The organism is Enterococcus sp. DIV0691 (assembly GCF_051711145.1).
Classification (GTDB): domain Bacteria; phylum Bacillota; class Bacilli; order Lactobacillales; family Enterococcaceae; genus Enterococcus_B; species Enterococcus_B hirae.
In genome coordinates this window covers 569,311-595,451 of sequence record NZ_JBIOLY010000001.1, presented here as the reverse complement: position 1 = coordinate 595,451, position 26,141 = coordinate 569,311, and the positions used below count along the sequence as shown (strand labels likewise).

Below are 26,141 nucleotides of genomic sequence, written 5' to 3'. Positions count from 1 at the left end.
TTGGAATCAGCCTGACTTATTTTGAAATCACGCCTAAAGCTGATAATGCTACACAAATCACTAATACTATGAAAATTGCCTTAGTAGAAGTCATATTCTTTTTGCCAAGCATCCAATAAATTGCTGCAACGATACCGGCTGGTAATAATCGTGGTAAAATCATATCCAGGTTGTTTTGCATGTTTAACGTCACATCACCAATACTTGGTGCCCAAGACAATTTTACATTAATCATGGTAGCGACCAACGCTCCAACCATGAAGCCCCCTAACAAAGTTGCAGCATCTGTCAAGGCAGTTAAGCGATGTTGCATCGTGGTAACTAAAGAGATTCCTTCACGATAAGCAAATTCTAATTGTTTCCAACGGAAAATCATAACAGCGATTTGTGCGATAATCCAAATAAAAATTCCAGTTGGGTTGCCATTAATTGCCATATTGGCTGCTAAGGCTCCAAAAATTGTTGGAATTAACGCTGCGAAAATCGAATCACCAATTGCTGCAAAAGGCCCCATCAACCCAGCTTTTAAACCTGAGACAGTGTCTTTACCATCAATACCTTCCTTTTCCTCAATAGCCAAGTCAATCCCGGTAACGATAGTATTGAAGAAGTTTGATGTATTAAAGAATTGGGTATGAGTTTTCATCATTTCTTTTAATTCAGGAGAATTATCACCATAAAGCTTGCGTAATTGCGGCAGAATTGTATAAAGATAGCCTGATCCTTGCATCCGTTCATAGTTCCAACCTAATTGGAAAGTAAACAAGCTTCTGCGATTGATCTGCTTAAAGTCTTCCTTCGTTAACTTATAATTAGATTTCGTCATCTTCAATCTCTCCTTCATCTGAATCATTCGATGTAACATCTTTAGGGGCTGGCGAATGTGGTATCAGCTGTCCATTTTTGTAACTGATGGCTGCTAAAGAAAATCCAACTAGTGCAATTGCTAACATCGGAAGTGAATTAAATATTCCTTCGAAATTCTTCACAACTCCTGCAACACCCGTTCCTAAAACCTGCATGTTAGTAAAGACGGTTCCTAGTAATGCCGTTAATGTAAATCCTAAAATTAGATAAGGGAAATGCTTTTTAACTGGCAAGTAACGTAGTAGAATAGCAAAACCGACAGCTGGTAAAACTGCTCCAGCTACTGATAATCCATCGCCTAACCACTTCAAATCACCATTTAGCACGGCTACCACTTGTTCTACTAGTCCTCCTCCAAATGCTAATGCTAGAAAAACGGGAATCATACGAGAAAGTGACCAAGAGAGGGCTCCCATTAAGAAATTACGTTCAATCCCTTTATAGTTCATATCTTCAACTAATTTATCAATGCGATGTGCAAAATACGTATTCGCAAAACGGGCTAATATATCTAATTGAATCATCAAGCTAGCTACTGGTACCGCAATTACGGCAATTGCTTGCTCTGGGTTCATTCCTAGCGCTACTGAGAAAGCTGTCGCTAAAATCGTTCCAGAGTTGGCATCAATTTTTGATGCACCCCCAAAGGTACCAACACCAAGTACAGTCAATTGCATACTACCACCAATAATAAGTCCTGCTTTTAGATCCCCCATCACTAGACCAGCAAATAATCCGGCAAAAACGGGTGCACTCAGCGATGAATAAATTTGTAACTCATCTAAAATTTGATACCCTGCGTATAATGTTAATAATAAGATCTGCCACCATAAGATATCCATTTATTTATCCTCCTATTTCGCTAATAAAGCCATAAAATTTTCTGCTTTATCACTTGGAACCATCTGCGCTACTAAGCGAACACCTTTAGCCTGTAATTTGTTAAATACTTCTACATCTTGATCAACCACATTGATTGATTTAGTAATGGACCGTGTTTCATTCGTCTGTGACATATTCCCAACATTAATTTCTTCAATTGGGACTCCTAATTCTACCAACTTCAATAAACGATCCGGCTCCCGAGCAATAATCAATAATCTTTGAGAATCATATTTTCCTGCTAAAATATTATTAGCAGCTTTTTCAATCGGCAATACACTTAATTTAACTCCTGGTGGAGTTGCCAGCTTTAATCCACTTTTTTCAATATCATTTTTTGCAACTTCATCATCTACAACCATAATCCGTGTGATGTTCAACTTGGTTGTCCATAAGTTGGCTACTTGTCCATGAATTAAACGTCCATCAATTCTTACTCCGATAATACTCATTGTTTATCCTTCTTTCATTTCTTTATATAGTGGTGCTTTTACTAATTGGATCTCTGGTTGGAAAGTTCCTTCTGTTTCAAAAATCACTATTTCATTGTTTCCTTTTTTAAATAAGCTTTTCGGAATATATAGCGAAAGTGTTGGCCCAACTTCCCAAAAACGTCCAATATTAGTCTGATTAACAAATACGACACCTTTCCCAAATTTTGATAGATCAATGAAGCTATCTTCCACTTCATCAAGTGCTACTTCATAGCGATAAAAACTTGGCTGGTTAGGATACCATTCCTTTGAAAAATCAACCTTCTCACATGATTCTAGTGGTAAACAATACTGATTCCAATCAGTGATAAAATGTAGATCAGCCATGACCCCTGTACGAATTCCCTTTTTTTGTGTATCGGCTAATAATTTATGACCATAATTAACACGCCCCATATTTTCAATTAGAATATCTAATTGATTGTCTTCCTGAGGCATTGGAACAATGATATCTTCACCAATTTCTGTCTGATATTGTGTAGCTTGCAGTTTTTGATTTAAAAATAGTTGGCTACGGTCTCTTCCATCGATTACTCTCAGTCTTTCATGTTCTGCATCTTTTTTTATTGAGGTGCGATACAGAATATAACCTGTATTTTGTCCTAACATTTCCATCGTTTCTGGATATTTCATTTTTACTGATTGACTAATTGTATCTAATGTTGAAAATAAACTGACTTTATCAATTAATGGAATATCTTTCATTTCCATTGTGTCTTTTGTCAAAGGTTCCATTTGTTGGATATCAGGGAACGTTTCATGAATCATTGTCTGGATTGCATAATATTTTTCGGTTGGATTTCCTTGCTCGTCTAAGGGTGCTCCGTAATCATAAGAAGTAATCTGTGGCAAATCAATCACTCCTCTAGCTGAGCAACCATTCATAAATCCAAAATTTGTTCCTCCATGGAACATATACAGGTTAATACTTCCTCTCAGCACGACCTCTTTGATTGCCTCAGCTAATTCTTTTGCATCACGTTGTACAATCGGTTCCTTCCAACGATTAAACCAACCATCCCAAAATTCCATACACATTAAAGGCCATTTTTTCCCATGCTCATTGAAGAAAGCTTCCATTGAAGAAAAATTTTCTTCAGCCTTTGAACCAAAATTTCCAGTAACTAAAATATCTTCATCAATCATGCTGCCTGCTCTGAGTGTCGCTCGCCATGGTCCATCCGAAGTGAAAAATGGCACTGTTATTCCTCTGTCCAACATTAAATCACGTATCGAACGTAAATAGTCTTTTTCTTCTCCATAAGAACCGTATTCATTCTCAATTTGAATCATTAAAATATTTCCACCATTTGTCAGCTGATGCGGCACGATTTTTTTTATTAAAACATCATAATAATCCGCCACATGGTTCAAATAAACGGTTTCATTTGTTCGGATCCGAGTTCCCTCATTAAGTAACCAAGCAGGAAAACCACCAAACTCCCATTCTGCACAAATATATGGAGATGGTCTAACAATCGCGTATAGTCCTAATTCCTCAGCAATGGACAAAAAATGTTCTAAGTCCAAAATTCCCTCAAAATGGAAATCTCCTTTTTTAGGTTCATGTAGATTCCATGGTACATAAGTTTCAACTGTATTAAATCCCAATGCTTTCAGATTATATAACGAGTGATACCAATCGGCTGAATCCACTCTAAAATAGTGGATAGCTCCTGAGAGTATCTTAAAGGGCTTACCGTTTAGAAGAAAATCTTCTTTAATCTCAAATGTGTTCAAAAGCTCCCTCCTTCAATAAAAGCGTTTTCAATATATTGATATATCAAATAATTTGAAATAGAAAGTCAACCCTATCCAACATAACAGAACGTGTTAAAATCAAATTATACATACAAAACCAAAGACTCTAACGAAAAGTTTAATTCTTTGATGTTGTTTGAAGGGTTAATTTAGACATCCCAAAATGGCAATAAACTTTACACAGAAGCAGAATTAATATAAATATTTAACGTAAGCTCTATTACAGTCATTCGCTCCCTGAATGAATAAAGGATGGATTCATAATTCGTCATCAAGGTCGTGACTCATTTGTTTCACGTAAAGAAAAACTGGTCTAGTTTTCTGACATTGAATTATTCACTATCAGTAATGATCAAGTCCAAGTTTTATCAATCGCTCGAGGGAATGATCCACACTATTTAAACAAGCTTAAACTGCCAGCCTTAGCATTTTATGATTGCATCAGACATTTACGAAAAACTAAAAAACTGCATATATCTATCAGCAAACTTATTTGCCCGAACAATATGTGGATCCTAATTGTCAAGAATTGTGTTATTACAATTCCAGCTGTCAGCGCTTTAAACAAGACTACAATATCCACATGAATGAGGAAGATTTTACGGAAACAAATAAAATTATATTTCCAACTCCTTTAAATGTTGCGAAATTATTAAAGATTCTTACCGATGAACCGACCGTTCTGCAAGTCCGAGTGACGAAACGTAGAGGTTCACAACAACTACTGGAGTACGTTGAATCCTACAAAAAATGGAACTTCTACCAAATTGAGTTGGTCTCAAAAAATCATTGATTTTATCTAGATCGATTTTTTCACTCAATCTTTTTTACAGTTATTTTTTCAATATGCGATTGAATATTCACCGGTGAAACATGACCTGTTTGTCCTTCTTGTGCATTAGCCATACCAGTAGCCATACAAAACTTCAAAAGTTCTATTTCATCCATTTCTTGTGATAGGCCGTAGGCAAATCCAGCGACTGTAGCATCTCCTGAACCAACTGGGTTGACTGCTTTTATCGTAGGGAGCGTAACTCGATAAAAACAATCTTTATGTTTTGCGAGAGCTCCAGCTTTTCCTAGAGAAACAATGATCCATTCAATACCTGCGAAGATAGGTTGAATCAATTCTTCCTGGACTTCTTCTAATCGATCAATCGAAAATGAATGTCTCAGTAGTGTCGATAATTCCTCAAGATTTGGTTTGATTAAAAATGGCTTCTGTTTGCCAGCTAAAACCTGATGCAAGCTTTCCCCAGAGGTATCGACAAGAACCTTTGCGGACTGCTCTTCTGTCAATTGGACCAACGTTTGGTAAAAATTTGATGGCAATCCTTTTGCAAGACTACCTGAGATTGTGACAATCTTTGCTTTTTTTATTAGCTCCTTGAAGTTTTCTAGGAAATTCTGCTGTTCTTCATAGGAAACTGTTGGGCCCGCTTCCAAAATCTCAGTTTGATTTCCTTCATGCAAAATAGCGATTGAATCCCGGCTTTCTTCTTTGATCTCTGTAAATTTCTGCTTAATACCGGCATGCTTTAATTCATCTGCAATAAACGCCCCATGAAACCCACCGAGAACTCCTGTAGCGAGTACATCCCCCTTTAGATCATGGATTACTCGGGTTACATTAAGTCCTTTTCCACCTGCTGTTTTATTAACTTGATCTGTTCGATTGACAGTATCCACATTCAAGGAAGCAAGCGGATAGGAAATATCAATTGACGGGTTCATCGTTACAGTTACTATCACGAGCTCTCCTCCTAGTTCACAGCTGCTTCTTTTTCAACTTGGACTTTGTCATACCAAGAACTGGCTGTTTGTGCCAAAACGTTGTTCAAGCTTTCGATATTTTCACGACCTTCACTTTTCAGCCAGGCACGAGCAGATTCTTCACCAGATTTGATAAACGGCTTCACACCATTTTTCCAAGTAGCTCTACCACAAAGCACACCATTAAAGGTCGAACCTGAATCTTTAGCAAAAAACAATGTTTGTTGGAATAGCTTCGTAGAAACACCGGCACTCAAGAAAATAAAAGGCAAATCTGTCGCTTGACTTTGTTCCAAGAAGTACTTTGCCGCCTCCTCTTTGGTATACGCTACTTCATCTGTACTGAAACCCTCTACAAAGTTCATATTGACAGGAACTTCTACCTTTAAAACATCTACTTTGTACTGTGGTTTCGAAAATTCCTTCATCATGCTATTGACTTTATGCGGTTTTACTTTGGCATATTCAAGTGAATGAACATCTGAAATTTGAGTATCATATGATAGTAATTCTAAATAGAATGGCAAATCTTCTTCGGCACACTCGCTACCTAAACGTTCTACGAAGACATGCTTCTGATGATTGATTTCCGGATCTTCATCTACGTCATAATAAAGTAGAAACTTAATCGAATCGGCTCCTTGCTCTTTTAATCGTAAAACTGACCAATCTGCTAATAAATCAGGCAAGCGTCCCGGTGTTGTTACATCATAGCCGGTTTTTTCATAGGCCAACAACAAACCAGCATCTTCATGTCGTGCACTTGCAGCAGGAAGACCATATTCTGGGTCCAATAAAATAGAAGATGCATAAGGGGTTAATTCACTAGAAACTAACTCCTTGAAACGCTCAATCTGTTCATCATTTAATTCTACATTTAAGGCTTTGATCATTTTTTTTAATGCTCCGCGTTGATCAATCGCTAAGGCACTGATAATACCATCTTTTGTCGATAAACGATCCATTGCTGCTTTTTTTCCTCTGGTTAATGTAATCATGGTTCTTCCTCCCAGTTTATTTTTACTTATATTTGTGAATCGTTACACCTTTTACAACTCGGTTAACTGTTCCTGTTGGTGACGGTGTATCTGGTTTATTATTCACTTTAATCGATGATAACAAAGCGACTATTTGGGCAACCATGATATAGCTTAGTGCTAAATAGCCATCTGGCAGTAATTCGGCCTCAGTTGTAAACTCGAATTTATCGCCAGTGAAATTCCGTTGCCCTGGTTGAGTAATGGCGAACACTCCGGAAGCGATTTCATCTCCACGCACTTCTTCTAAGACATCCAAGTCGTAATCACGCGTGTAAGGATTATTATTAACAAAACCGAACATGATTGTTTTTTGATTAATAAACGACTTTGGACCATGGCGAAAGCCCATTGATGAATCAAAGATGGTAGCAATTTTTCCGGCTGTCAATTCCAGAATCTTCAATTGCGCTTCCCTTGTTAATCCAGCTAGACTTCCTGAACCAACATAAACAATGCGTTCAAAATCAAGCTGAACGATTTTTTCAATTTCATTTACTCGGGTAATTACTTCATTTCCTAAATTACTTAAAACCTTCAGGTATTGTTGTTTCTTCACTAATACTGTTTGATCGAATGTCAACAAAGCTCCTAAAGTCATGCAGGAAAAGCTACCAGTCATAGCAAAGCCACTATCATTGGAACGTGCTGGCATCAAGAATAAAAAACTATTGGAATCGGATTGACTAATTTGAGCTAGTTTTCCTTCTACAGCACACGTAATTGATAAATGATAGATCGTATCAACCACCTGATTTGCAATTTCAACTGCTGCCAAGCTTTCAGGACTGTTTCCACTCCTCGCAAATGATACAAGTAAAGTTGGTTCTTCTTTAATTAAATACTCTTCAGGTTCTGCGACAATATCAGTCGTTCCAATACTTTCAAAGCTAAATGCTTGGCGATCACCGTTCTTGCGCAAATAAGGAACTAATGTGTCTCCTACATATTGAGATGTTCCTGCACCAGTGAAGATTACACGTGTTCGCTGACCATTTGCCTTTTCTTTAACTATTGCAAGAAAATTATCTAATTCCTTTTGAACTGTTTGATAGTGATCAAGGGTTTCTTCCCAAAGTTCCGGCTGTTGGCGTATTTCGCGAGTCGTGATCTCAGCACCCAGCTGATCCAGTTTTTCTTTTCCTACTGTAAACATGTTTCGATTCTCCTAACTATTTCGAATATGGCGGATCTGATAATGAAATTGATCCGCACGGGCGACACTTAAAGTAAATTCGATAATTTCATTTTTCATATTATAGGTTTGACGTGCTAAATGAAGGACAGGTGCTCCTTCTGAGATTATCAGCTGTTTCGCATCTTCCTTTGAGGCAACACTTGCATATAGCTCTTCATCTGCTAATCGAACGGTCTGATTAAAATCCTCGGAAAAAAGATCATATAGAGGTTTGCTTCTTAAAAGCTGATCATTTAATGATAAGAAAAATTTGACTGGCAAATAGGTATCTTCGATCATAAGCGGTTCCCGATCAGCTATCCGCAATCGACTTAATTTGAAGACTACTTCTCCTAATGAAAGATTCAATTGTTTTGCAATAAATTTGTCCGCTTCAATTTTTTCAAAAGCTAAGATCCGCGTCTCAGCAGTTCTACCTAAACTTTTCATTTGTTCAGTAAAGCTATAGGTTCCTGCTAAATCTGCTACGTTCTTTTTGATATCGGATACAAATGTTCCTTTTCCATGTCTCCGATAAATATAACCTGTATTTTCCAACTCTTTCAAAGCTAATCGAACCGTTGTCCGACTAACTCCGTATTGAGCAGTTAATTCTCGTTCAGAGGGTAATTTATCATGGGGTATCATGTTACTTTCCATCTGATTTTTAAGTAAATCTACCAACTGATGATACAAAGCTTTGTTTTTAAAAGAATTTCCCATAGGTTTCTCCTTCTTTTAAACTGGTTATAACCACAAACTAATGGTAAGATGGTTTTTTTATTTTTGTCAACAAACAATCTGGAAAAAATTCTACAACCGTCTTAAATCGTTGATTTAGCAATGATTATTTTATTGAAATAATAAAACTATCCATTTTTAAGAAATTGTTCCTAGCGAAAATAACAGTCATAAGTGCTGAAATCTGATACCAGTTGAAAAAAATAGGAAATAGAAACCTACTAATCTTAGTATCTTTATTTGCTTAAAAAAGTTTTACCGTGACGAATCAAGATTCGCCGTTTGAAATGATAAAAATTTCGTTTAAATACTTTGATAGGCTTGTTTAAACATCCTAGTGGTCCATTTGAGTAATTGTAGCAGAAGGCATTTCGGATCTGTGTCAGAAACTTTCTAAATGTTCGCAAAGTTGTCGTATAGGTTTCGGTTTCTCTGGTTAAATAGCCCCCAAATAGTGAATGATGTCTTTTCTATACCGTTTAAATCATAAAAAAATGTTGGCGAATTTCGCCAATATCAAAAAATGTAGAGCCTAAAAAAGCTTCTGCTTTCGTATAGGTAGTACAACTCTCCATCCAACCTATATATTCTTCCTATCTATATTTAATCTAGAAAAAAAGAATCAATCCCTTATTCGTTGGGATTGATTCTCTATCCGTATCTTTTTTAACTTCTGTAGGCAATTTTTGTTTTATACTCTGAATCTTTCAGCTAACCTCACATCAAAGAGCTCCCTTTTTCACTTTTTCTGACTAACTAAATTTGTTACAACTGATTCTCTGTATAATTCATTTCGATAAAACTGGCATTATGGTAATTGGCATCTAATTTTCTCTGACATAAGTCAAAAAACTGGCGGTTATGGGTGGAAAAGATGATCTGTGTTCCTAGCTTAAATGCAAGGATTCTTAATAGATCAATAAAGGATAATTCATTAAGACTATCTAAGTGTTGGATTGGATCATCCATGAAAATCGTATTCACTTTGTCTGTATTCTCTAGAGCGGTTCCTAGAAAAATACTTAAAGACAATATATTTACTTGGGCAGAACTTAGATATAAAATCGGGGCATCCTCTTCATCCTCTGTTCGTTTGCACATAATATCCAGTCCTAATTTATCGGGATTTGCTTCATTGATTTTAAAACTAATCTTACGAAAATCAGGGTGAGGTTCGATCATTTGAAAAATCTGATTGACGGTATCTAAATTAAATGTACTTTTGATTTGCTTTTTGATCTCGGTTAATTTACTGTCTTTTAATTCTTTTAGTTCTTGTACTTTGCTACTTAAGTGGTCATAGATTTTTTTTACTTTTGCTTGTTCGCTTCTTTTCGTTTCAATACCTGTTTCAGAGATAAAATCACTGGTAAGCCCAGATAGTTGACTCAACAGTTGATTTTTTTCCGTTAATTCGTAAATAGCTGTGGTCAACTTTTGCTTATTTTTTTCCAATTCTTCTGGTGCAATGATTACTTGGTCAAACAGCTGATAAGATATCTTTTCGATATATTTCCTCCGTACAACGAGCTGCCGAATCTGCTCTGCTTGGATTCGTTGTTCTTCTACTAATTCTGTTTTACTTTTCCCATTTACTTGTTCTAGTCGTTGTTCTTTTTCAGCAATAAGCTTGGTTTCTTGTTCATTGATTTTTTCTAACTCGCGTTTACATTGCCTTTTAAAATCAGAGATAGCAGAAATACCAAGCGCTTCATAAAACGCCTGTTCTTGCTGATAATATTGATACTGTTCGTTTCCTTTTAGATCATTTAAGCTTTTTTTTGCTTGTTGATAATGTAATTCGATCGTTTTGAGTGTATGAGTATTCTTGACATTCAGCTGTTCATTTTGATTGATTTTTTCTTTGATATTTTGGTATTCATTCGTTAATTTTACCAATTCCTCCTGTAGTGACTTTACTCTTTTCTGGGTTTCTTCAGCAATTTTTTCACAGTCAATCCCATATTTTTGGCTGTATTCATTTAACTTGTACCAGTGTTTCTCATTGGTTAAATACGCTTCTTCTTGTTGTTTTAATTTTAAGGTTACTTGTAACAGATCGTGGTCAAGTTGGTTGATTTCAGTTTCCTTAATCGTTATTTGTATCTGAATCTGTTGTTTTACTCCAGAAACTACCTCAGTTAACCGCCTAGTTGATTCATCGATCATTCCTTCTAAGTGGCTGATTTCCTTCGTCAGTTGCTCAATCGGTAAAAGACCTGCCGTACTAGCTTCAATTTTTTGGATGATATGTTGAAATTCTTGATGATCATGGAGACATAATGGACAGACAGACGAAGACGTATCCGTTACGATAGAATAACCTAATTTTTTCAACTGTTCTAACTGACTGCCCAGATCTTCTAAAGAGGAACGTTCCTTCTTCTTTTGTGCTAAATCAACTTTCAATTTTTTTCTTTCTTGCCAAATGTCATCAAGTTGGCTTATCTGTTCCAACAAAAATGAATAATCAGGTTCTTTTGAATAGTCTTTTTGGCTTAACTGATGATCGTCTAAGTTTAGTAATGAAAACAATTTTGTCAACGTTAGCTTTATCTTACCTAACTTGGCTTCCAACTCTATTTTTTTCTTTTTCTGTTGTTTGATTTCATGATCAAGTAATTGTCTTTTCGCTTTAACATCGGAATAACTGTTTAATTCTTTGATTTCTGTTAATTGATTCGTCCGCAACGCTCGTTTATTTTGACACTCACTTAATGTTACTTCTTGCTCTTGATGCTCCTTTTGTAAAGTAATCAATGCTTGTTCACATTTTTTTCGTTGATTAATCCATTCATTGATTTCTCTATTACTGTTTTGTTCAGCCATTTCTAGTGCCTGAAAATCTGCTTCATGATTGATAAGAAAGTTACAACGCTTGAGATGGTTGCTCAAGTCTATTTTTTCGTCAAACAGTGCTTTCTTTTTTTCTTCGATTGTCTCAATTTCTGTCAAATGGGCTAACTTTTCGTCGACATCAGCAACCTGCTTTTCAGACCATTCGATCTGCTGCGGTATTTGTCGATACTCTTGGATCATTGTGATTAAATTTTCTAGCTGTTGTCGCTCCTCTTCAAACTGGTTCAATTTTATTTGATTATTGCTTTTTAATTTGTTCGATTCGATATACAATTCTTGTAAACCTAATTGATTCTTTAACAATGGATCTTTTTTACTATTCTTTCCGTTTAACTTGGCATAATTTTCTTTCAGCTGGTTGATTGTTTGCCATATTTTTGCATTACTTTCGAGTTTTTCAATCTCTTTTGTTAGCTGATTCATTTTAGTTTCTTGTTGTCCTAATACTTTATTCATTTCGTTGACGAATAAGACTAGATTTTTATAATCCTCAGATACATTTTCTTTGTCCCAAAAATTACTTAAAGCATCATATCTTCCTTCGGCACTCTGTGATCGCAAAAAAGCATCGATTTGATTGTGTGTCAATAAATTTTTTTGTCGTAAAATCTTTAATTCTTTCGCTGTTAAATCAACCGTTTTTTTGGACTCATTCCCTTCAACGTAATCCGTTGTTTGCTTTCCATTTAACTTTTTCGTTGTTAATGCATAAAAACTGCCATCATCAAATGCTAGTTCCACACTGCCCACTTCGGCTGAGGAATATTTGTTCTTTAAAATATACTTTCGCTCTTGGGAGGCGATATCACGGACATTTTTATTTTCATTCAGTCGACTGATTTCGCCAGTCAAGCTCCATTCGATGGCATCAAAAAAAGAGGTTTTTCCGGTTCCATTTGGCGCATACAAAACAATCAAATTTGATATTTCATTAAAAACAGGATTCACACAATCAAAATATTTTTGCCTTTCAAATGCTCGAAACGAATCAATTTTTATCCCTTTCAATTTAAGACTCATCGGTTCCTTCCTTTACGTTAAGATTTGACAGCTCATGTTTTATATACTCTTGTATTCGTGCTTTTTTCTCTTTTTTAGCCATCGTTTTTAATTCTGCTAACAAATGGATGATTTTCTCATCATTTTGCCGCTCATCCTTAGCCAGTTTCTTTACTGGTTTTGTCTGTTCCAGATTCAATAATAATCTTTCTTGAATTTTATTTTTTTGTGCTTCTTTTTGTGCTTCTTTTTGCGCATCATTAGTAGCAAATTCTCGAAAATTATCCACGATCACCTTTCTGGTTGCATACTTGTCTTGTTCAATACTGGCTTTGATTGGCTTCGCTACTTTGGCTTTGACAAAAAGAAAAAAATAAATATTCCATCGTTCAATCTTCCTTTTTAATTGACTTTGAAAACTGTAGGCAATCTGATCGTTGATTTCTTCATAGTTGGCTAATAACTCATCTTGATTATCAAATACATAACAAAAAAAATGGAGTCGATACTTTTTGCTTGCTTGTTGGTACGTGTAACAGGTCAATCCCGTCGTTTTTTCTATTATTTCATACGTAGTGATTTCTTTTAATATCTCTACCATTGTTATCTACCTCCATTAGTTTGCAATTTCTTCAAACAAACGAGTTAACTCCTCTGGAAACCTCTGAGAAAACTCAACGGCTGTTAACCCTTTTGTGTCGTGTAAAATCTGATCAATTTCATTTTCGATATAATCGATATGAACAATAGGAAATAATTTTTTTTCATTGGGATTATCAATCGTTAACCGATCATAAACTTCTGGATGATCGATGTTCACGACGATTCCCTCAATTTGTTCTCGCTTGGCAATACTCCCACCCCGAAATTTTCTCCTTTGATTAGTTACAAACAAAACATCTTGTTTATCGAGCTTGTCATAAAGTGTACTTCTAAATAAACTCCCAATGAAACGGTCAAGTGTTAGATGATTTGTAAATAATACATGGATACCAGCTCTTTCCTTTTCCTGAGTGAGTAATTTGAAACAATCATCGATCTCAAAAGCAATATTTGTTTGTAATAACTTGTAAAGCAAGATCTCCAGCCAAGCGATCCACAAGAATTTATTGGTATAATCCTCATTTTTCTGAGAAGGAAGAAACAGGTAATCACTTAACCGATTATGGATCAATTTAGGCGTTATGTCGGAAAAACATTCACGATAACATTTTTCAATCAGAAAAATCAGCTTATTTTCTTGTCCACCTACTTCTCGTAATTCATTTATGATAGATGCCAAATATTCACTAAAATCATTCAAGCAACGAGGTACCAGCATGATATCAAACTCTTCTAAAAAGAAAGCAACAATATGTGCGATATGAATCCCTTCAACAATTCCTTGTTGCCCCGCTGACTGAAGTTTCGTAATAATCCCAGTCAAATAACACTTACCTTCTCTTTCGACGTACACTCCTGATCCTGAGCAACCTCGTATGTTCTCATACTCCGTGTTGTTAGACGATCCTATTTCATTGTCCAGTACCAATTTAAAAATATCTGGCTTACTGATTTGAGTTGCCTTTCCTCGATAAGGAGTTCCACCGTCTTCTTTCATACACTCTGGATAACCATAAAATACGATTTCTTGCTTATTTTCTGGTTCCATTATAAGCAGTTCAGGATAACCTTTTTTTACCTTCACTTTGATAATCGCTAAATCTAGACTATCTGAGCATCTTGGTGGTTCTAAGATTTCTAGTTCAGATTGGGTATAATCAAATAGTTTGAAGTCATTAATTGTTTCCCCAACTACACAATGTTTTGCGGTGATCACAAAACCCGTTTCACAATCCTGCTGATACAATAAACCTGAACCATAAGTATTGGTTCCTCTAATATTCACTGATAACTCTTCAAAATCATTCATATGTCAATCGTTAGTACCCTCTCATTCATTTTTTTCTTGATCAATTGAATCCCGTATTTTTTTATTTCTTCATTTGTAAATAACCCCTCACTCGCATCAGAATAATTAAAATAAAAATTCGTTGGTCGTTTTTTTGTGTAGTTGTGGTAAACAATCCTTGATAAGGCTTCTTTGTGCGGAAAACCATGACGATTCCCCTTATTTGAACTAATCAAATAATTTTCACATTCAATCTGTTTTAATAAATCGTCACTAGTATTCGCTTTACTCCCATGATGAGCCACTTTTACCAAGTCAAAATGCAGCTCTTTTTCCCCATACAGTTCTTTTAACTTCGCAGTGACAGTACTTGGATGAGCATCTGCTAGCATCAACAGTCGTTTGCCTTCATACTCCAATATAAAGCTAATACTGCTCCCATTTGCGACAGCGCGATCTTCTTGGAAAGCTTTTTTGATCAGTTCTTCTACGCTTCCCTGATGATTGACATTTCGACCGCTGATCAGTTGATCCCTGGTTTCTTTTTGAATTGCCTTTTCCCAATCTGTATATAATTTCCTTAGACTTGCTTCATCAGGTGTCAAAATCGTCATTTTTGCTCCATTGAGTAATTTGGGCTGACAAGAATTGTCAATAACTGTCATCTTTTCAATCTTCAAATCCTCCAAATACCGATCGAAAGACTCCCCTTGTTTAAAACTAATCTCTGCCTTTTCTTGAACGATCTCCAGTTGATCATCATAAACAACCTTTGTATCAAACTTTTGCGATAACAGCTTTCTAGAATTAAAAAACACTCGTTTAATACATGACTTGTCAAAACTCGACTGAGAAAACAAACTCAAAAATCCCCGAATATGATCGGCATCAATATGTGTCAAAATCAGTAAGTCAATGCACTCGCCTTTCTGGCTAATTGTTGCAATTTCCTCTTTCAACTGCCTAACAACTTGTTGTCCTTGACCTCCATCGACAAACAGATTCGTCCGTTGATCTTCTTCTCCATACTGAACAATCAAACAATCGCCATCATAAGCAGGTAAAGCTTTCACTGTAATCATTTCTCTTTCATTGCAGTCCTGTCCCTGCAACCTCCTCCTTCTTCTGCTTTCTTTTCGCTGATCTTGTTATTCTTTACTAACCAAAATCACACACAATAAACTTCTATTCATTTGTTATTGGCGCTGGAATTTAGCTGACAATAAGAGCTTTCAGTCCATTAGTTAATTGCGCGAAATACACTCTTTTCTTTCTTATCTTACTCCCCATAACATTGTTATTGTAAATAAATTTTGATTTTTAAACGCCAATCATTCTCATAACCAGAAATAATTGCTTGATTCATAACTCGCCAAATAATTGAGAAGGCGACAAAAATATCGCAAGCAAAAAAAAGCCAGCAAGACCATTTTAAGGCTTGCTGACTTCAATTCTTGACTGTTAAAATTTAGCACTATACAGACAAATGAAGCTCAAATGATCACTCAATTTTCGAAAAATACTGACTCTCACTGGTTCTTGAGTTCAATTACCTGTGCTTTAATTCTATCTCTTGTTTTTCTAAAAGCTGATGCTATTTCTGCTTCGGTTCCAACTGCTTGTGCGGGGTCTGTTAAATCCCAATGAATGTGCTGAACACCTACAGGAATCGTCGGACATTTATCTTTTGCATCTCCACAAAGCGTAATAATCAAGTCTGCTTGTGTAAAATAATCCTGATCGATCAAATCAGACGTTTGGTTTGAAATATCAATTCCATCCTCAGCCATTACCTGAACCGCTCGTGGATTCAGTCCATGAGTTTCAATACCTGCGCTTTTAATTTCCACATCCGAGGCAGATAATAATTGACGTGCATACCCTTCTGCCATTTGGCTACGACAAGAATTTCCCGTACATAAAAAATAAATTTTTTTCATTTTTATTTCTCCTCCTGGATATGAGCATTCGATATAGCTCGGTCATTATTTTATTCTCTAACTAAAAGCAAGCATACAGGAATTTTTGTAGGAAAGCATCAAAAAAGAGTGAAATGATTGAAAAGTTACGTCATCAATTATCAGTTTGGTATGTTTTGGCCATCAGTTCTGATCTTCTTTTTACCTGACAATTAATAAATGTCATTATCCATGGATCGTCTAAAATTGAAGAAAATTCATCATACTCGATGTCATGAATCATTTCCTAAAAGAATTTTTTACTAACGAATGCTAAATGAACGCTTTGTTTTAAACGGCAGTTTGACGAACCTTATTCTATTGAAAGAAGCTAGAATAACCGTAGCTATTAGCACCCCACCCATAATTTCACTACATTTGGTTTTATACTAAAAAAATGAAATAAATTGATTGATTGGACACATTGAAACCTAAACTTGTTCCTTTAAACTTAAATTGTAAGCGAAGATCGTTTACATAAATTATATTAAAGGGAGGAATACCATGAAAAAAAAATTACCATTGGTCAGCCTATTGTTTGGTTTCATTGCTTTAATGTTTTTCTTACCACTAACCAAAACACATGCTGATGTCACCGTAACAAACGATTGTACAGATCCGTCACATTCATTTACAGCTTCCATTAACGCAGATAATGGAAAAGATGTCTCGTCAGACTACTACAAAGTAACAGTTGGACAAACAGAATCTTGGCGCAGAAATGATCCTAGAGGCCATATTTTAGCCATTGTTTATTTAGAACAACTTAGGACCTACTATACTCCAACTAACGCCGCCTACTCTTTTAAAGATGGAAAACTTTATTCCCAAGGTAGCACAACAGAAATCACTCCGTTAAAAGTTGAAACAAATTCGCTTGTTACGCGAAGTATGAACGTTAACATGATTAATCTTTCCACAAGTCTTACAACAGTATCGTTAAGTAAATGGAAAAGTGGCGGATCGACAGACTACTTTACGCTAAACCACCTTGATAGTGAAACTTGGAGCAGAAATGATGATCCAAGAGGCTTTTTAGTTTCAGTCCTATATAATAGCGGATTCTCAAAAGAATACATATATTATTTACCTAGCATACAATACCTAGGCTACAAAAATTTTCTGACAATCAGAAAAGATGCTATCTATGATTGGGATGAAACACAGAAATTAAAAGTAGTTAATGTGATTGACTACTAAGCATGAAGAACCATTAAAGCGATCAAATAATAACTAATGATGAGCCTAGGGAGAAAAGATGCCCTAGGCTTTTTCATTAAGTACAAAAATAAATAACCAGTGTTTTTGAAGTTAAGCTTCACACAATAGAAATACCGTCGTATAAAGTATAAAAAACGTTTATAAAGGCTATCCGCTTATTCACTCATCTTACAGTACTTTTTCCAACCTCTTGCTAAATTTCAGCCAGCTCCTCCGATATTCAAGAACTGATCGATATCCCAAAGAAAATTCCACTATACTTGACTCTAAAATAAAAAAAATTAATAAAATAGTAAATTAGAATCATTGAAAAATAGTCTGCATCCTTTAGACTTAAATTGTAAGCGAAAACGTTTACGACTATATTATATTAACAGGAGGAATATCATGAAAAAAAAATCATCACTGGTCAGTTTATTAATAGGAATGGTCGCTTTAGCCATCTTTTTAATCCCGACCAAAGCAGCACACGCTGACGTCACTGTAACAAACGATTGTACGGACTTTTCAAGTATTCAGGTTTCAGTTAGTGCAAATTCTACAGGAACGGGTAACACCGACTACTTCAATATCACACCTGGTCAATCAGACTCTTGGAGCAGACTTTCTCGTAGTGGATTTATCTTGTCGATTGTCCATAACGGAATGCTTAGAACCTATTATACGCCAACAAGTGCTTCTTACTCTTATAAAGATGGTAGCCTTTATCAACGAAACAGCTCAACTGAAATCACACCACTGAAAAAAGTAGTCTACTCTGATACAAAAGGAACTAAAATTGTAAATATGGTCAATCTCTCTGATGGAACTGTTCAGGTTGCATTAAGCAAATGGAAAACTGGCGGATATGCAGATTACTTTGAACTTGCTCGTCCAGCTGTAGAGAGCTGGAGCAGAAACAATGATCCAAGAGGCTTTTTAGTTTCAATGAAAGCCAAAAGTGAAATGAATGAATACATATATTATTTACCTAGCATTGAAAATATCGGTGGAAATTATTTAACTATTAAAAACCAAGCCATCCTTGATTGGGATGAAAGAACTCCATTAAAACTTGTAAATGTTATTAAATATTAATTTATAAGCAAATAAACCAAAAGAGACTGGGCCAAAACATTGACGGCTCTATAATTTATGGGACTGAAAAATCAAAATTGATTCTTCAGCCCCATTTTCATTTTTGCTATAAAAAAACATATCGTTCTCTAGTATGATTAAATCACCAAAACCTAACCAACTGAGAGGCCAATATGCTCTATAAATGATTTCAACTAAAAAATGCTAAAATTAATAGATAAAAATTTAACAAAATTCAAATAAGAACTGAGCTAGAATGATGGTCCTTTTTGATCCAGATTTGATTTTGTATCATTCATATTTTTTAAATAAAGAGTAAAAAAAGCAAGTAAAACCTGCCATTAGATATTTCTAGCTAAAAAATTTTAATTTTTGCAGATTATTCCACATTAAAAATACCTTCTCAATCAGTCTCATTAACCATCAAATCAAGTAATTAAGAGTCCATATAGTAGTTTAACGAGTTAATGGTTATCAAATTAAAATGATCAAAATCTGGTCATTTTAGATATGTTATTAGGAACAATACTTAATGTAAAAGTCTACTAAAATTGATCTTTTTTATTAACTTGAAGGTCTTTCCCCATATAAATTTTTGGTGTGAAATTATTTTCTAATATTGAACTATACCAATCAACAATCTTTAATTTTAATAGAATTGAACCTATTTGATTGAAGTCAAATTTCTTTTCTTCTGTCATCTTTACATATTTTTTTGTACTTTGTAACCACAACACTGAGGAAATCCTAGAATTTAAAATTTTCTCAATATTTTTTTTCTGAATATGAGGAAATTTACCTTTATCTTCATCTGTAGATGCTTTTCTATCATTATATTTTAATAACTCTTCTTCTACATTAAACTCAGTAATATTTCTTAATAATTGAAGTGATAATATAGATTGCTCAAAGCTATACATACTATTTGATGTATCCATTCCTCTTTTGATTGCTATTAACTCCTTGGTATCCTTTTTGTATACATCTGCTATTTCTATTGGAACTCCGTTGTAATTAATGTTTCTTTGATGTAACTTTATATAATTTTTATTCTCACTTAGTTTTTCAATATACCCACCTTCTCCTTTTAGCCTTCCTTCACCAGAAGAATAGTATATATTAAACTCCTCATTATACTCAATAACTCTATTTATCTCTTCTAATTGTTTTTTTAATAACTCTGAAAATTTATCGTTAAAGTATCCCCAAAATCCTGAATCCAAAGTATATAACATATTATTATATTCTAATTCACAATAAATCCATTCTTTTAATAAACGATTTTCAATTACATGATGTTCATGATTAGTCACTCTAATTTTCAGATCTGTTAAAGAAGTTATTTTTTCATTGTATTTACGAATGTATTCCAGTATAGAACTGTCGTAAGGTTCTAGCTCTTCTTTCGTTTCTTTCAAATGGTTACTAACATATATCTCTAAATGGTTATTCTCCGAATATATATTAATCGAATTATTTACTAAGTGTATTTTACTCACGTCCAAAGCTATACCAATTTCATTGACATCATTTACTATTCTTTCTATAACTTCTTCATCCAATGATCCTGATAATTGAGAACTTTTCGCAATCCTTTTCTTTCTAGGTAAAATCGATTTATTTTCTTTTAAAGTTAAAGCTTTATCTACATTTTTTAATAATTCAGATAATTGATCAAATCCTTCTTTACTATTTATATCAAAATTTTTCGGAAAAGATACACCAGTTCCACAGTCAATAGAATTTCCATAAAAACTAAAATCTGGTTTTCCACTTATATAAGCATAGCTTTCACTTGCTTTAGGAAATTCTCCTTGATCTTTCTTATAATTAGTGATACCTTTCATTTTATTTTTTTGAATATAACTCACATTTTTTAAAGTAATATGCTCATTTTTGATGGTCTTTTCAGCAAACTTCAAGCCAAATTCTTCGTCAATAAACTTTTCAAGAACTCTAAATCCTTGACTTAACGAATGTGCATACAAGTTATTCGGAGTTTTTAGTATAATAACTGCATTATATTGGTATAAAGTATCATCTATAATATTATGCTCTTTATAGTCTGCTTCACCAACATTAAAGAAACGTAATAATTCAGAAAGCCATTCTATCTGTTTCTTTTCATGACTCTCAAAAAAGAAAAACAATTCTAAATTATTTTTTGGCTCAGTTCTACTTTTTCCTATTTGTATATAACCATTTTCATTAAGTATCCTAGAAACCTCAGAAAAATTATTTGTTCTACATTTAGATAGTATAAGCTTCATTTTTTCATTTCCTTACATCACTTTATTTGTAAATATTAATTCCTATTTTTTAATACAAATATTTCCTTCCCCGAGGAACATCAAATTTATTTCTTATATAACCCAATGTATTCTTGTAATATTCCATATTTCTTTCCTTTTCTATATTTTTTAAGATTTTTAATTCCAACTGTAGTAATGCTGACAAGTCTTTATTATTTGATACACCGTAAAACCTCGAATTGACCAATTTCTTTCTCTAATCGGATTCGTCTTATATTGCTAACGATTACATTTTCTTTATAAATAATTTTCCCATAAACTGAGCAACTACTCATTTCAAATTAGGCACCACTCTTATTCATACACTCGTTTAAAAATTTTTTTGTTTTTCTCCCAATGTTTCCTTCAATTGTCTTCAACCTAAGCAAAGGGATTTCAGCTTTTTCTAAAATAATATTTTTAAGCCTGTCACGTTCTTGCTGCACCTTATCATCATGACTACTTCCATCCACTTCAATCACTCCAATCGGAATCTTGCCGATCTTATAATAAATGACAAAATCACAGCTCGATTTTTGCTTCATGAATTCTATCTCTCTATCAGTAAATGAATTATTTTTTATGGAGACAAGTTGGATTAACTTGATCTGCATATGAAACGTCAAAGAAGCAAATTCATCTGTCCTTAAAATATCCCTCAACAAGGCAGCCATAATCCGCTCAGATTTGAAATATGAGTCCTTTAAATTTAATTGAGTATTTAATTTTTCCAGAGAACGATCATATTCCTTATATAATAAATCGAATGCAGAAATTACTGGACTATCATAGATGTATTGATCAGAGGCATAGTACTTAATATATCTAACTAAAGCTGCCAAACTTTTATTATTCTTTGTAAACACTTGATTACCAGTTACTAAAGTGAATTTATTGATGGCTCTAGAAACAGCTACATTAACCAAATGCGGATTATCAACAAAATCAATCGATACTTGACTGCTTTTTTTCTTATCCAAAACTGTTGAAAAAATAATTTCTTTACATTCTCTTCCTTGAAATTTATGAATGGTTGCTCTAGCAAACTCTTCTGGTAGATACTTCCCAGCTAAATTCACTTGATTGTTATAAGGAGCAATAAATCCGATGTCTTTCTCATCAGACCAGCCAACTTCTACTAAAGACTCAATTTCCCGCAAATTAGTTCGTTTTCTTGTATGGTTTCCTTTAGATGTGGTAATTAGTTCAATGGATGCTTCTCCTTCATCGATAGTCATAGGGATTAATTGATTATTGTAAAATTGCTGATTGCAAAATTGGATAATTTTAGGATGGCATCTATAGTGCTCTTTCAACAAAGTAATCGGCACTTTCTCTTTAAATACATTGATAAAAGAATCCAGTAAACTATATTTTGTACATTCGTAATCATTAGAAGGCGCCTTGATTTCTGTCTTTTCAGGTATGTGGGGAAGTTGTTTGCGATCACCCACCACAATAATATTCTTTGCACAGCCCAGACTCAAAATCCCTGGAACGATATCTTGCTGTGATGCTTCGTCGATAATGATATAGTCTAATATCGCTCCCTCTGCTATAGAATTAATAATCGAATGTGTACTACTGCCAATCACTGGAAAACGTTTAATAAAATTACTGAACTCCTTTTTATAGCTATCTGCGGTAAAATTTGAATTAGATGGAATTGATTTTGATAATTGTTGCTTGAGAAATTGCATTGATTTATTCGTTAACTCTTCTAATAATTTTTCGAAATTATCCCTATTCAAATCGTTCTTATATTTTTGTAATTGCTGTTCTTTTTGTTGTAACGTTTTTTCATAATAATGAAATTGTAGAGAATAAATAAAATTTATTCGTTCAGTATAAGTATTTAAAAACTTAGTTCTAAATATTCTAAACCCTAGCAATAAGCGGAATCTCTCTTTAAAAGAAAATTTTATTTGAGAAAGATAATTCATATATGCAAGTAAATCAGAAGTTTTCTCTGGACTTAATTTGTATCTTTCGACATCCATTAACTCTACAAGTGTATTTTCTTCATGCCATTCTTCTAAGTACTTTTTCTCAACAAGCAGCTCGCTGATTTCTGCAGTCAATTGCGCTACTTTATTTTGTGTAGCCAGACTTGCTTTCACCTTCGCTAAAATATCATCAATTTCCTTTATAGGAGTAGCTGCAGAATTTGAATTATAACGAGGAACTTCTTTTACCCCTGCAAAGAATTCTGTCCTATTAGTTGAACTTCCTAATTTCGCAATAAGGTAGTCTAGTTCTTTTTTAGCCATCTTCTCATACACATTTTCAACTGCTGGGTTGTTATTTGAAACAATTGCAACAGATTTTTTATTCATTAAAATATTTGCAATAATATTTAAAATAGTTTGTGTCTTTCCTGTACCAGGAGGTCCTTCAATAATACTAATTTGAGAGGAAAAGGCATTTTCAACAGCTTTTAATTGACTCTCATTCAATCCAAAGGGAAAAATAAAATGTTTCAAAGAATTTCTAGCCTCATTTTTACCATAGCAATACGAATGCAACGCGGTTCCTTTATAAGGAGTGATTTTTTCCAATTGCCTCTTGATGTTTTCGGCCATAGATTTATTTGCTGGACTAGCATTACGAACACGCTCTTTTACAATTTCAGTAAAATAAGAAAATATATCCTCATTTTTCAAATCAGAACTCGAAATAATACTTACTTTTTCTGACTTCATGACATACTTTTTTTGGTCATTTGGATAGTTTACAACAATATACTTATTCCCGTATTCAGTGGCTTTATCTATTTGTTGATAAACATTTTCTTCTTTAGATAAAAGACCTGCATGTATCTCTTTTTGTGGTGTACTTTTACATAAATCTAATGGCTTCCAAAACGATTTACCTGACGGGAAATAAACAGTTATCATTAGTTTATTGTCTTTTTCCCAGAGCTTCCAATCAATTATTTGATTCGTTTTGTCTTGTCCATTCATAGATATGGAAAACATTTAGATCATACCACCTCAATTTCAGACTATATGCTTATTCTAGATTATTGGGAATAAAAGATTTAACTGGAATTCAGAGCCACTCAACTTTTCTTGATAACTTCTTCTACTGTACTTGAAACATATTCCATTTTTTCAAGTTCAAATGCTTCCATCTCTTGTGCATGTTGTTCTGCTAGACATTTTATACTAATAATAATTGCATTTATTTCATTAATATCTTCTAAACTGATTGAATTTAATGTCAATCGTTCATAAGACATCTGACTTAATGCTGAAAGACAGCTACTTAGACTATATGAATCAGCTACTAATTTATCGAGATCTACATTTTTTTCCATGAGAAATACTCTCCATTCTTTTATCTAGTTAAGGAACGAAACATCATTATAAAAGCTGTTGCTTATCTTAATTAACTAATTCGGTATTAAAACTATTGAATCAAATCTTTACTATTAAATAACTGTATAGGCTATCAAGTAACATCAGTCGAACCATCAATAATATCAGACTAAGGATTAATGGATACTTTTTGTTCATGTTAGCATATTTCCCTCAATTGTTTTTTTCTTTTTTCAGCTTATTTCATTCATTTTTTTTATTTTATCTTGCAAATATTTGATAAAATATTTCATTTTTTCTATAGCATTTAACTTTTAATGCTATCTTCTTTGCAAAGATGACTGAACTAACAAAAAAGCTAGAAACACCCTAAAAAGGTATTTCTAGCTTATGGTATTCATTTAACCCACGGAACCTTCCATCTCATAACTGATCAAACGGTTGAGTTCGACTGCGTATTCCATTGGGAGTTCTTTGGTGAATGGTTCGACGAAGCCCATGACGATCATTTCGGTGGCTTCGGATTCGGTTAGGCCTCGGCTCATAAGATAATAGAGTTGTTCTTCTGAGATTTTTGAGACTTTGGCTTCGTGTTCCAAAGAGACTTGGCTGTTGTGGATCTCGTTGAATGGGATCGTATCGGATTTTGAGTATTCGTCCATGATGATCGTGTCGCATTCAATGTGAGAGATGGAACCGGCGCTGTTTTTAGCGAAGGTTACTTGTCCTCGATAATTAACTTCTCCACCGTCTTTTGAGATTGATTTGGAGACGATGGAGCTTGAAGTGTTTGGTGCGTTATGGATCATTTTCGCCCCAGTATCTTGGATTTGGTTTGCGCCAGCAAATGCAATGGAAAGCATCGTGCCACGCGCACCTTTGCCGTCTAGGTAAACACTTGGATATTTCATCGTTGTTTTAGCTCCTAGGTTGCCGTCGATCCATTCGACTGTGGCACCTTCGTAAGCTTTGGCTCTTTTGGTCACTAAGTTATAGACATTGTCTGACCAGTTTTGGATCGTGGTATAGCGACAATAGGCGTCTTTTCGGGTGAAGATTTCAACGATTGCTGCATGAAGACTGTTACTTGAATACGTTGGTGCTGTACAGCCTTCGACATAATGGATGCTGGCTCCTTCGTCAACGATGATCAATGTTCGTTCAAATTGTCCGGTATTTTCGGCATTGATCCTAAAGTATGTTTGTAATGGAACGTCGACTTTTACTCCTTTAGGTACATAAATAAATGTTCCTCCTGACCAAACAGCTGAATTTAAAGCAGCAAGTTTGTTGTCAGTGGGTGGGACTAATTTGGAAAAGTATTCTTTGAATAACTCAGGATATTCTTTCAATGCAGAATCAGTATCGGTGAAGACGATCCCTAATTTTTCAAATTCGTCTTTCATGTTGTGGTAAACGACTTCTGATTCATATTGAGCAGAAGCACCTGCGAGGTATGCACGTTCTGCTTCAGGAATCCCGATTTTTTCAAAGGTTTCTTTGATTTTATCAGGTACATCTTCCCAATCTCGGGCAGGTTTATCACTTGGTTTTTGGTAATATTTTATGGCATTGAAGTCGATGTCTGACAGGTCTGGTCCCCATTTTTGCATGGGCATTTTATTGAATGTTTCTAAGGATTTCAAACGAAAATCTAACATCCATTCAGGTTCACCTTTGATTCGAGACATTTCTCGAACGACTTCTTCAGTTAAGCCTTCTCCTGTACTGAAAACTGGTTCCACATCATCGTGAAAACCAAATTTATATTCTTCTAATTCTGGTACACCCAT

At 34.5% G+C, this 26,141-nt stretch carries 20 protein-coding genes and 1 pseudogene; 3 read left to right on the top strand and 18 right to left on the bottom strand.

The window, feature by feature from the left end; translation table 11 throughout:
- Positions 1-16 precede the first annotated feature (16 nt).
- Genes IGJ11_RS02690 through IGJ11_RS02675 form a run of 4 tightly spaced genes read right to left on the bottom strand, consistent with a single transcriptional unit; the run spans position 17 to position 3,983 of the window.
- Positions 17-826, bottom strand: a complete 810-nt coding sequence (locus tag IGJ11_RS02690; RefSeq protein WP_438772306.1) for a PTS system mannose/fructose/sorbose family transporter subunit IID — start codon at positions 824-826, stop codon at positions 17-19.
- Positions 813-1,709, bottom strand: a complete 897-nt coding sequence (locus IGJ11_RS02685) for a PTS mannose/fructose/sorbose/N-acetylgalactosamine transporter subunit IIC (RefSeq protein ID WP_010719957.1) — start codon at positions 1,707-1,709, stop codon at positions 813-815. The genes IGJ11_RS02690 and IGJ11_RS02685 overlap by 14 nt, the downstream gene beginning before the upstream one ends.
- A gap of 12 nt (positions 1,710-1,721) precedes the next feature.
- Positions 1,722-2,201, bottom strand: a complete 480-nt coding sequence (locus tag IGJ11_RS02680) for a PTS system mannose/fructose/N-acetylgalactosamine-transporter subunit IIB (RefSeq protein WP_010719958.1) — start codon at positions 2,199-2,201, stop codon at positions 1,722-1,724.
- Positions 2,202-2,204: 3 nt separating this feature from the next.
- Positions 2,205-3,983 carry a glycoside hydrolase family 35 protein gene (locus tag IGJ11_RS02675; RefSeq protein WP_207432913.1) on the bottom strand — a complete coding sequence of 593 codons (1,779 nt, stop codon included), beginning with the start codon at positions 3,981-3,983 and terminating at the stop codon, positions 2,205-2,207.
- Positions 3,984-4,587: 604 nt separating this feature from the next.
- Between IGJ11_RS02675 and IGJ11_RS02670 the strand changes: the two genes are divergently transcribed.
- Positions 4,588-4,797, top strand: a complete 210-nt coding sequence (locus tag IGJ11_RS02670; protein ID WP_438772304.1) for a hypothetical protein — start codon at positions 4,588-4,590, stop codon at positions 4,795-4,797.
- Positions 4,798-4,817: 20 nt separating this feature from the next.
- On the opposite strand, the gene IGJ11_RS02665 is transcribed toward IGJ11_RS02670, so the two are convergent.
- The 10 genes and pseudogenes from IGJ11_RS02665 to arsC all read right to left on the bottom strand — a co-directional run bounded on the left by IGJ11_RS02665 (position 4,818) and on the right by arsC (position 16,421).
- A complete protein-coding gene (locus IGJ11_RS02665; protein ID WP_063626621.1) occupies positions 4,818-5,756 on the bottom strand; it encodes a hexose kinase in 939 nt (312 codons plus the stop codon).
- Between the two features lie 11 nt (positions 5,757-5,767).
- On the bottom strand, positions 5,768-6,775 hold the full coding sequence (gene lacD / locus IGJ11_RS02660; RefSeq protein ID WP_010719961.1) for a tagatose-bisphosphate aldolase: 1,008 nt from the start codon (positions 6,773-6,775) through the stop codon (positions 5,768-5,770).
- 22 nt (positions 6,776-6,797) lie between these two features.
- Positions 6,798-7,970: an SIS domain-containing protein gene (gene agaS / locus IGJ11_RS02655; protein ID WP_063626617.1), complete on the bottom strand. Its 1,173-nt coding sequence runs from the start codon at positions 7,968-7,970 to the stop codon at positions 6,798-6,800.
- Between the two features lie 12 nt (positions 7,971-7,982).
- Positions 7,983-8,714 carry a GntR family transcriptional regulator gene (locus IGJ11_RS02650; protein ID WP_010719963.1) on the bottom strand — a complete coding sequence of 244 codons (732 nt, stop codon included), beginning with the start codon at positions 8,712-8,714 and terminating at the stop codon, positions 7,983-7,985.
- 254 nt (positions 8,715-8,968) lie between these two features.
- Positions 8,969-9,202 (bottom strand): annotated as a pseudogene (locus IGJ11_RS02645) (transposase); the annotation flags it as partial.
- A gap of 295 nt (positions 9,203-9,497) precedes the next feature.
- Positions 9,498-12,611: an AAA family ATPase gene (locus IGJ11_RS02640; RefSeq protein WP_251849348.1), complete on the bottom strand. Its 3,114-nt coding sequence runs from the start codon at positions 12,609-12,611 to the stop codon at positions 9,498-9,500.
- Entirely contained in the window at positions 12,601-13,191 is a 591-nt protein-coding gene (locus tag IGJ11_RS02635; protein ID WP_207432906.1) for an ABC-three component system middle component 1, read from the bottom strand. The genes IGJ11_RS02640 and IGJ11_RS02635 overlap by 11 nt, the downstream gene beginning before the upstream one ends.
- Positions 13,192-13,206: 15 nt before the next feature.
- The gene (locus IGJ11_RS02630) at positions 13,207-14,502 is read right to left on the bottom strand and encodes an ABC-three component system protein (protein ID WP_438772300.1); all 1,296 of its coding nucleotides are present in this window, start codon (positions 14,500-14,502) and stop codon (positions 13,207-13,209) included.
- Entirely contained in the window at positions 14,499-15,563 is a 1,065-nt protein-coding gene (locus IGJ11_RS02625) for a ComEC/Rec2 family competence protein (RefSeq protein WP_176581668.1), read from the bottom strand. Before IGJ11_RS02625 ends, IGJ11_RS02630 begins: the two co-directional genes overlap by 4 nt.
- A gap of 447 nt (positions 15,564-16,010) precedes the next feature.
- A complete protein-coding gene (gene arsC, locus IGJ11_RS02620) occupies positions 16,011-16,421 on the bottom strand; it encodes an arsenate reductase (thioredoxin) (RefSeq protein WP_207414639.1) in 411 nt (136 codons plus the stop codon).
- 522 nt (positions 16,422-16,943) lie between these two features.
- Here arsC and IGJ11_RS02615 point away from each other — a divergent pair.
- Entirely contained in the window at positions 16,944-17,639 is a 696-nt protein-coding gene (locus tag IGJ11_RS02615) for a hypothetical protein (RefSeq protein WP_010719970.1), read from the top strand.
- Between the two features lie 408 nt (positions 17,640-18,047).
- Entirely contained in the window at positions 18,048-18,737 is a 690-nt protein-coding gene (locus tag IGJ11_RS02610) for a hypothetical protein (RefSeq protein ID WP_242697195.1), read from the top strand.
- A 545-nt stretch (positions 18,738-19,282) separates the two neighbouring features.
- Here IGJ11_RS02610 and IGJ11_RS02605 read toward each other — a convergent pair.
- From IGJ11_RS02605 to sufB, 4 genes are all read right to left on the bottom strand, one after another.
- Positions 19,283-21,007 carry a DUF6119 family protein gene (locus IGJ11_RS02605; protein WP_207432902.1) on the bottom strand — a complete coding sequence of 575 codons (1,725 nt, stop codon included), beginning with the start codon at positions 21,005-21,007 and terminating at the stop codon, positions 19,283-19,285.
- A 323-nt stretch (positions 21,008-21,330) separates the two neighbouring features.
- Complete coding sequence (locus tag IGJ11_RS02600) at positions 21,331-23,991, bottom strand: AAA domain-containing protein (RefSeq protein ID WP_438772297.1); 2,661 nt, start codon at positions 23,989-23,991, stop codon at positions 21,331-21,333.
- A gap of 98 nt (positions 23,992-24,089) precedes the next feature.
- Positions 24,090-24,347: a hypothetical protein gene (locus IGJ11_RS02595; protein WP_063626604.1), complete on the bottom strand. Its 258-nt coding sequence runs from the start codon at positions 24,345-24,347 to the stop codon at positions 24,090-24,092.
- Between the two features lie 402 nt (positions 24,348-24,749).
- A complete protein-coding gene (sufB, locus tag IGJ11_RS02590; RefSeq protein ID WP_010738383.1) occupies positions 24,750-26,141 on the bottom strand; it encodes a Fe-S cluster assembly protein SufB in 1,392 nt (463 codons plus the stop codon).

Coding starts and splice junctions, on each gene's coding strand:
- IGJ11_RS02690 (WP_438772306.1), bottom strand. CDS start 826: ATGACGAAATCTAATTATAAGTTAACGAAGGAAGACTTTAAGCAGATC.
- IGJ11_RS02685 (WP_010719957.1), bottom strand. CDS start 1,709: ATGGATATCTTATGGTGGCAGATCTTATTATTAACATTATACGCAGGG.
- IGJ11_RS02680 (WP_010719958.1), bottom strand. CDS start 2,201: ATGAGTATTATCGGAGTAAGAATTGATGGACGTTTAATTCATGGACAA.
- IGJ11_RS02670 (WP_438772304.1), top strand. CDS start 4,588: ATGAATGAGGAAGATTTTACGGAAACAAATAAAATTATATTTCCAACT.
- lacD (WP_010719961.1), bottom strand. CDS start 6,775: ATGATTACATTAACCAGAGGAAAAAAAGCAGCAATGGATCGTTTATCG.
- agaS (WP_063626617.1), bottom strand. CDS start 7,970: ATGTTTACAGTAGGAAAAGAAAAACTGGATCAGCTGGGTGCTGAGATC.
- IGJ11_RS02650 (WP_010719963.1), bottom strand. CDS start 8,714: ATGGGAAATTCTTTTAAAAACAAAGCTTTGTATCATCAGTTGGTAGAT.
- IGJ11_RS02640 (WP_251849348.1), bottom strand. CDS start 12,611: ATGAGTCTTAAATTGAAAGGGATAAAAATTGATTCGTTTCGAGCATTT.
- IGJ11_RS02635 (WP_207432906.1), bottom strand. CDS start 13,191: ATGGTAGAGATATTAAAAGAAATCACTACGTATGAAATAATAGAAAAA.
- IGJ11_RS02630 (WP_438772300.1), bottom strand. CDS start 14,502: ATGAATGATTTTGAAGAGTTATCAGTGAATATTAGAGGAACCAATACT.
- IGJ11_RS02625 (WP_176581668.1), bottom strand. CDS start 15,563: ATGATTACAGTGAAAGCTTTACCTGCTTATGATGGCGATTGTTTGATT.
- arsC (WP_207414639.1), bottom strand. CDS start 16,421: ATGAAAAAAATTTATTTTTTATGTACGGGAAATTCTTGTCGTAGCCAA.
- IGJ11_RS02615 (WP_010719970.1), top strand. CDS start 16,944: ATGAAAAAAAAATTACCATTGGTCAGCCTATTGTTTGGTTTCATTGCT.
- IGJ11_RS02610 (WP_242697195.1), top strand. CDS start 18,048: ATGAAAAAAAAATCATCACTGGTCAGTTTATTAATAGGAATGGTCGCT.
- IGJ11_RS02605 (WP_207432902.1), bottom strand. CDS start 21,007: ATGAAGCTTATACTATCTAAATGTAGAACAAATAATTTTTCTGAGGTT.
- IGJ11_RS02600 (WP_438772297.1), bottom strand. CDS start 23,991: ATGAATGGACAAGACAAAACGAATCAAATAATTGATTGGAAGCTCTGG.
- IGJ11_RS02595 (WP_063626604.1), bottom strand. CDS start 24,347: ATGGAAAAAAATGTAGATCTCGATAAATTAGTAGCTGATTCATATAGT.
- sufB (WP_010738383.1), bottom strand. CDS start 26,141: ATGGGTGTACCAGAATTAGAAGAATATAAATTTGGTTTTCACGATGAT.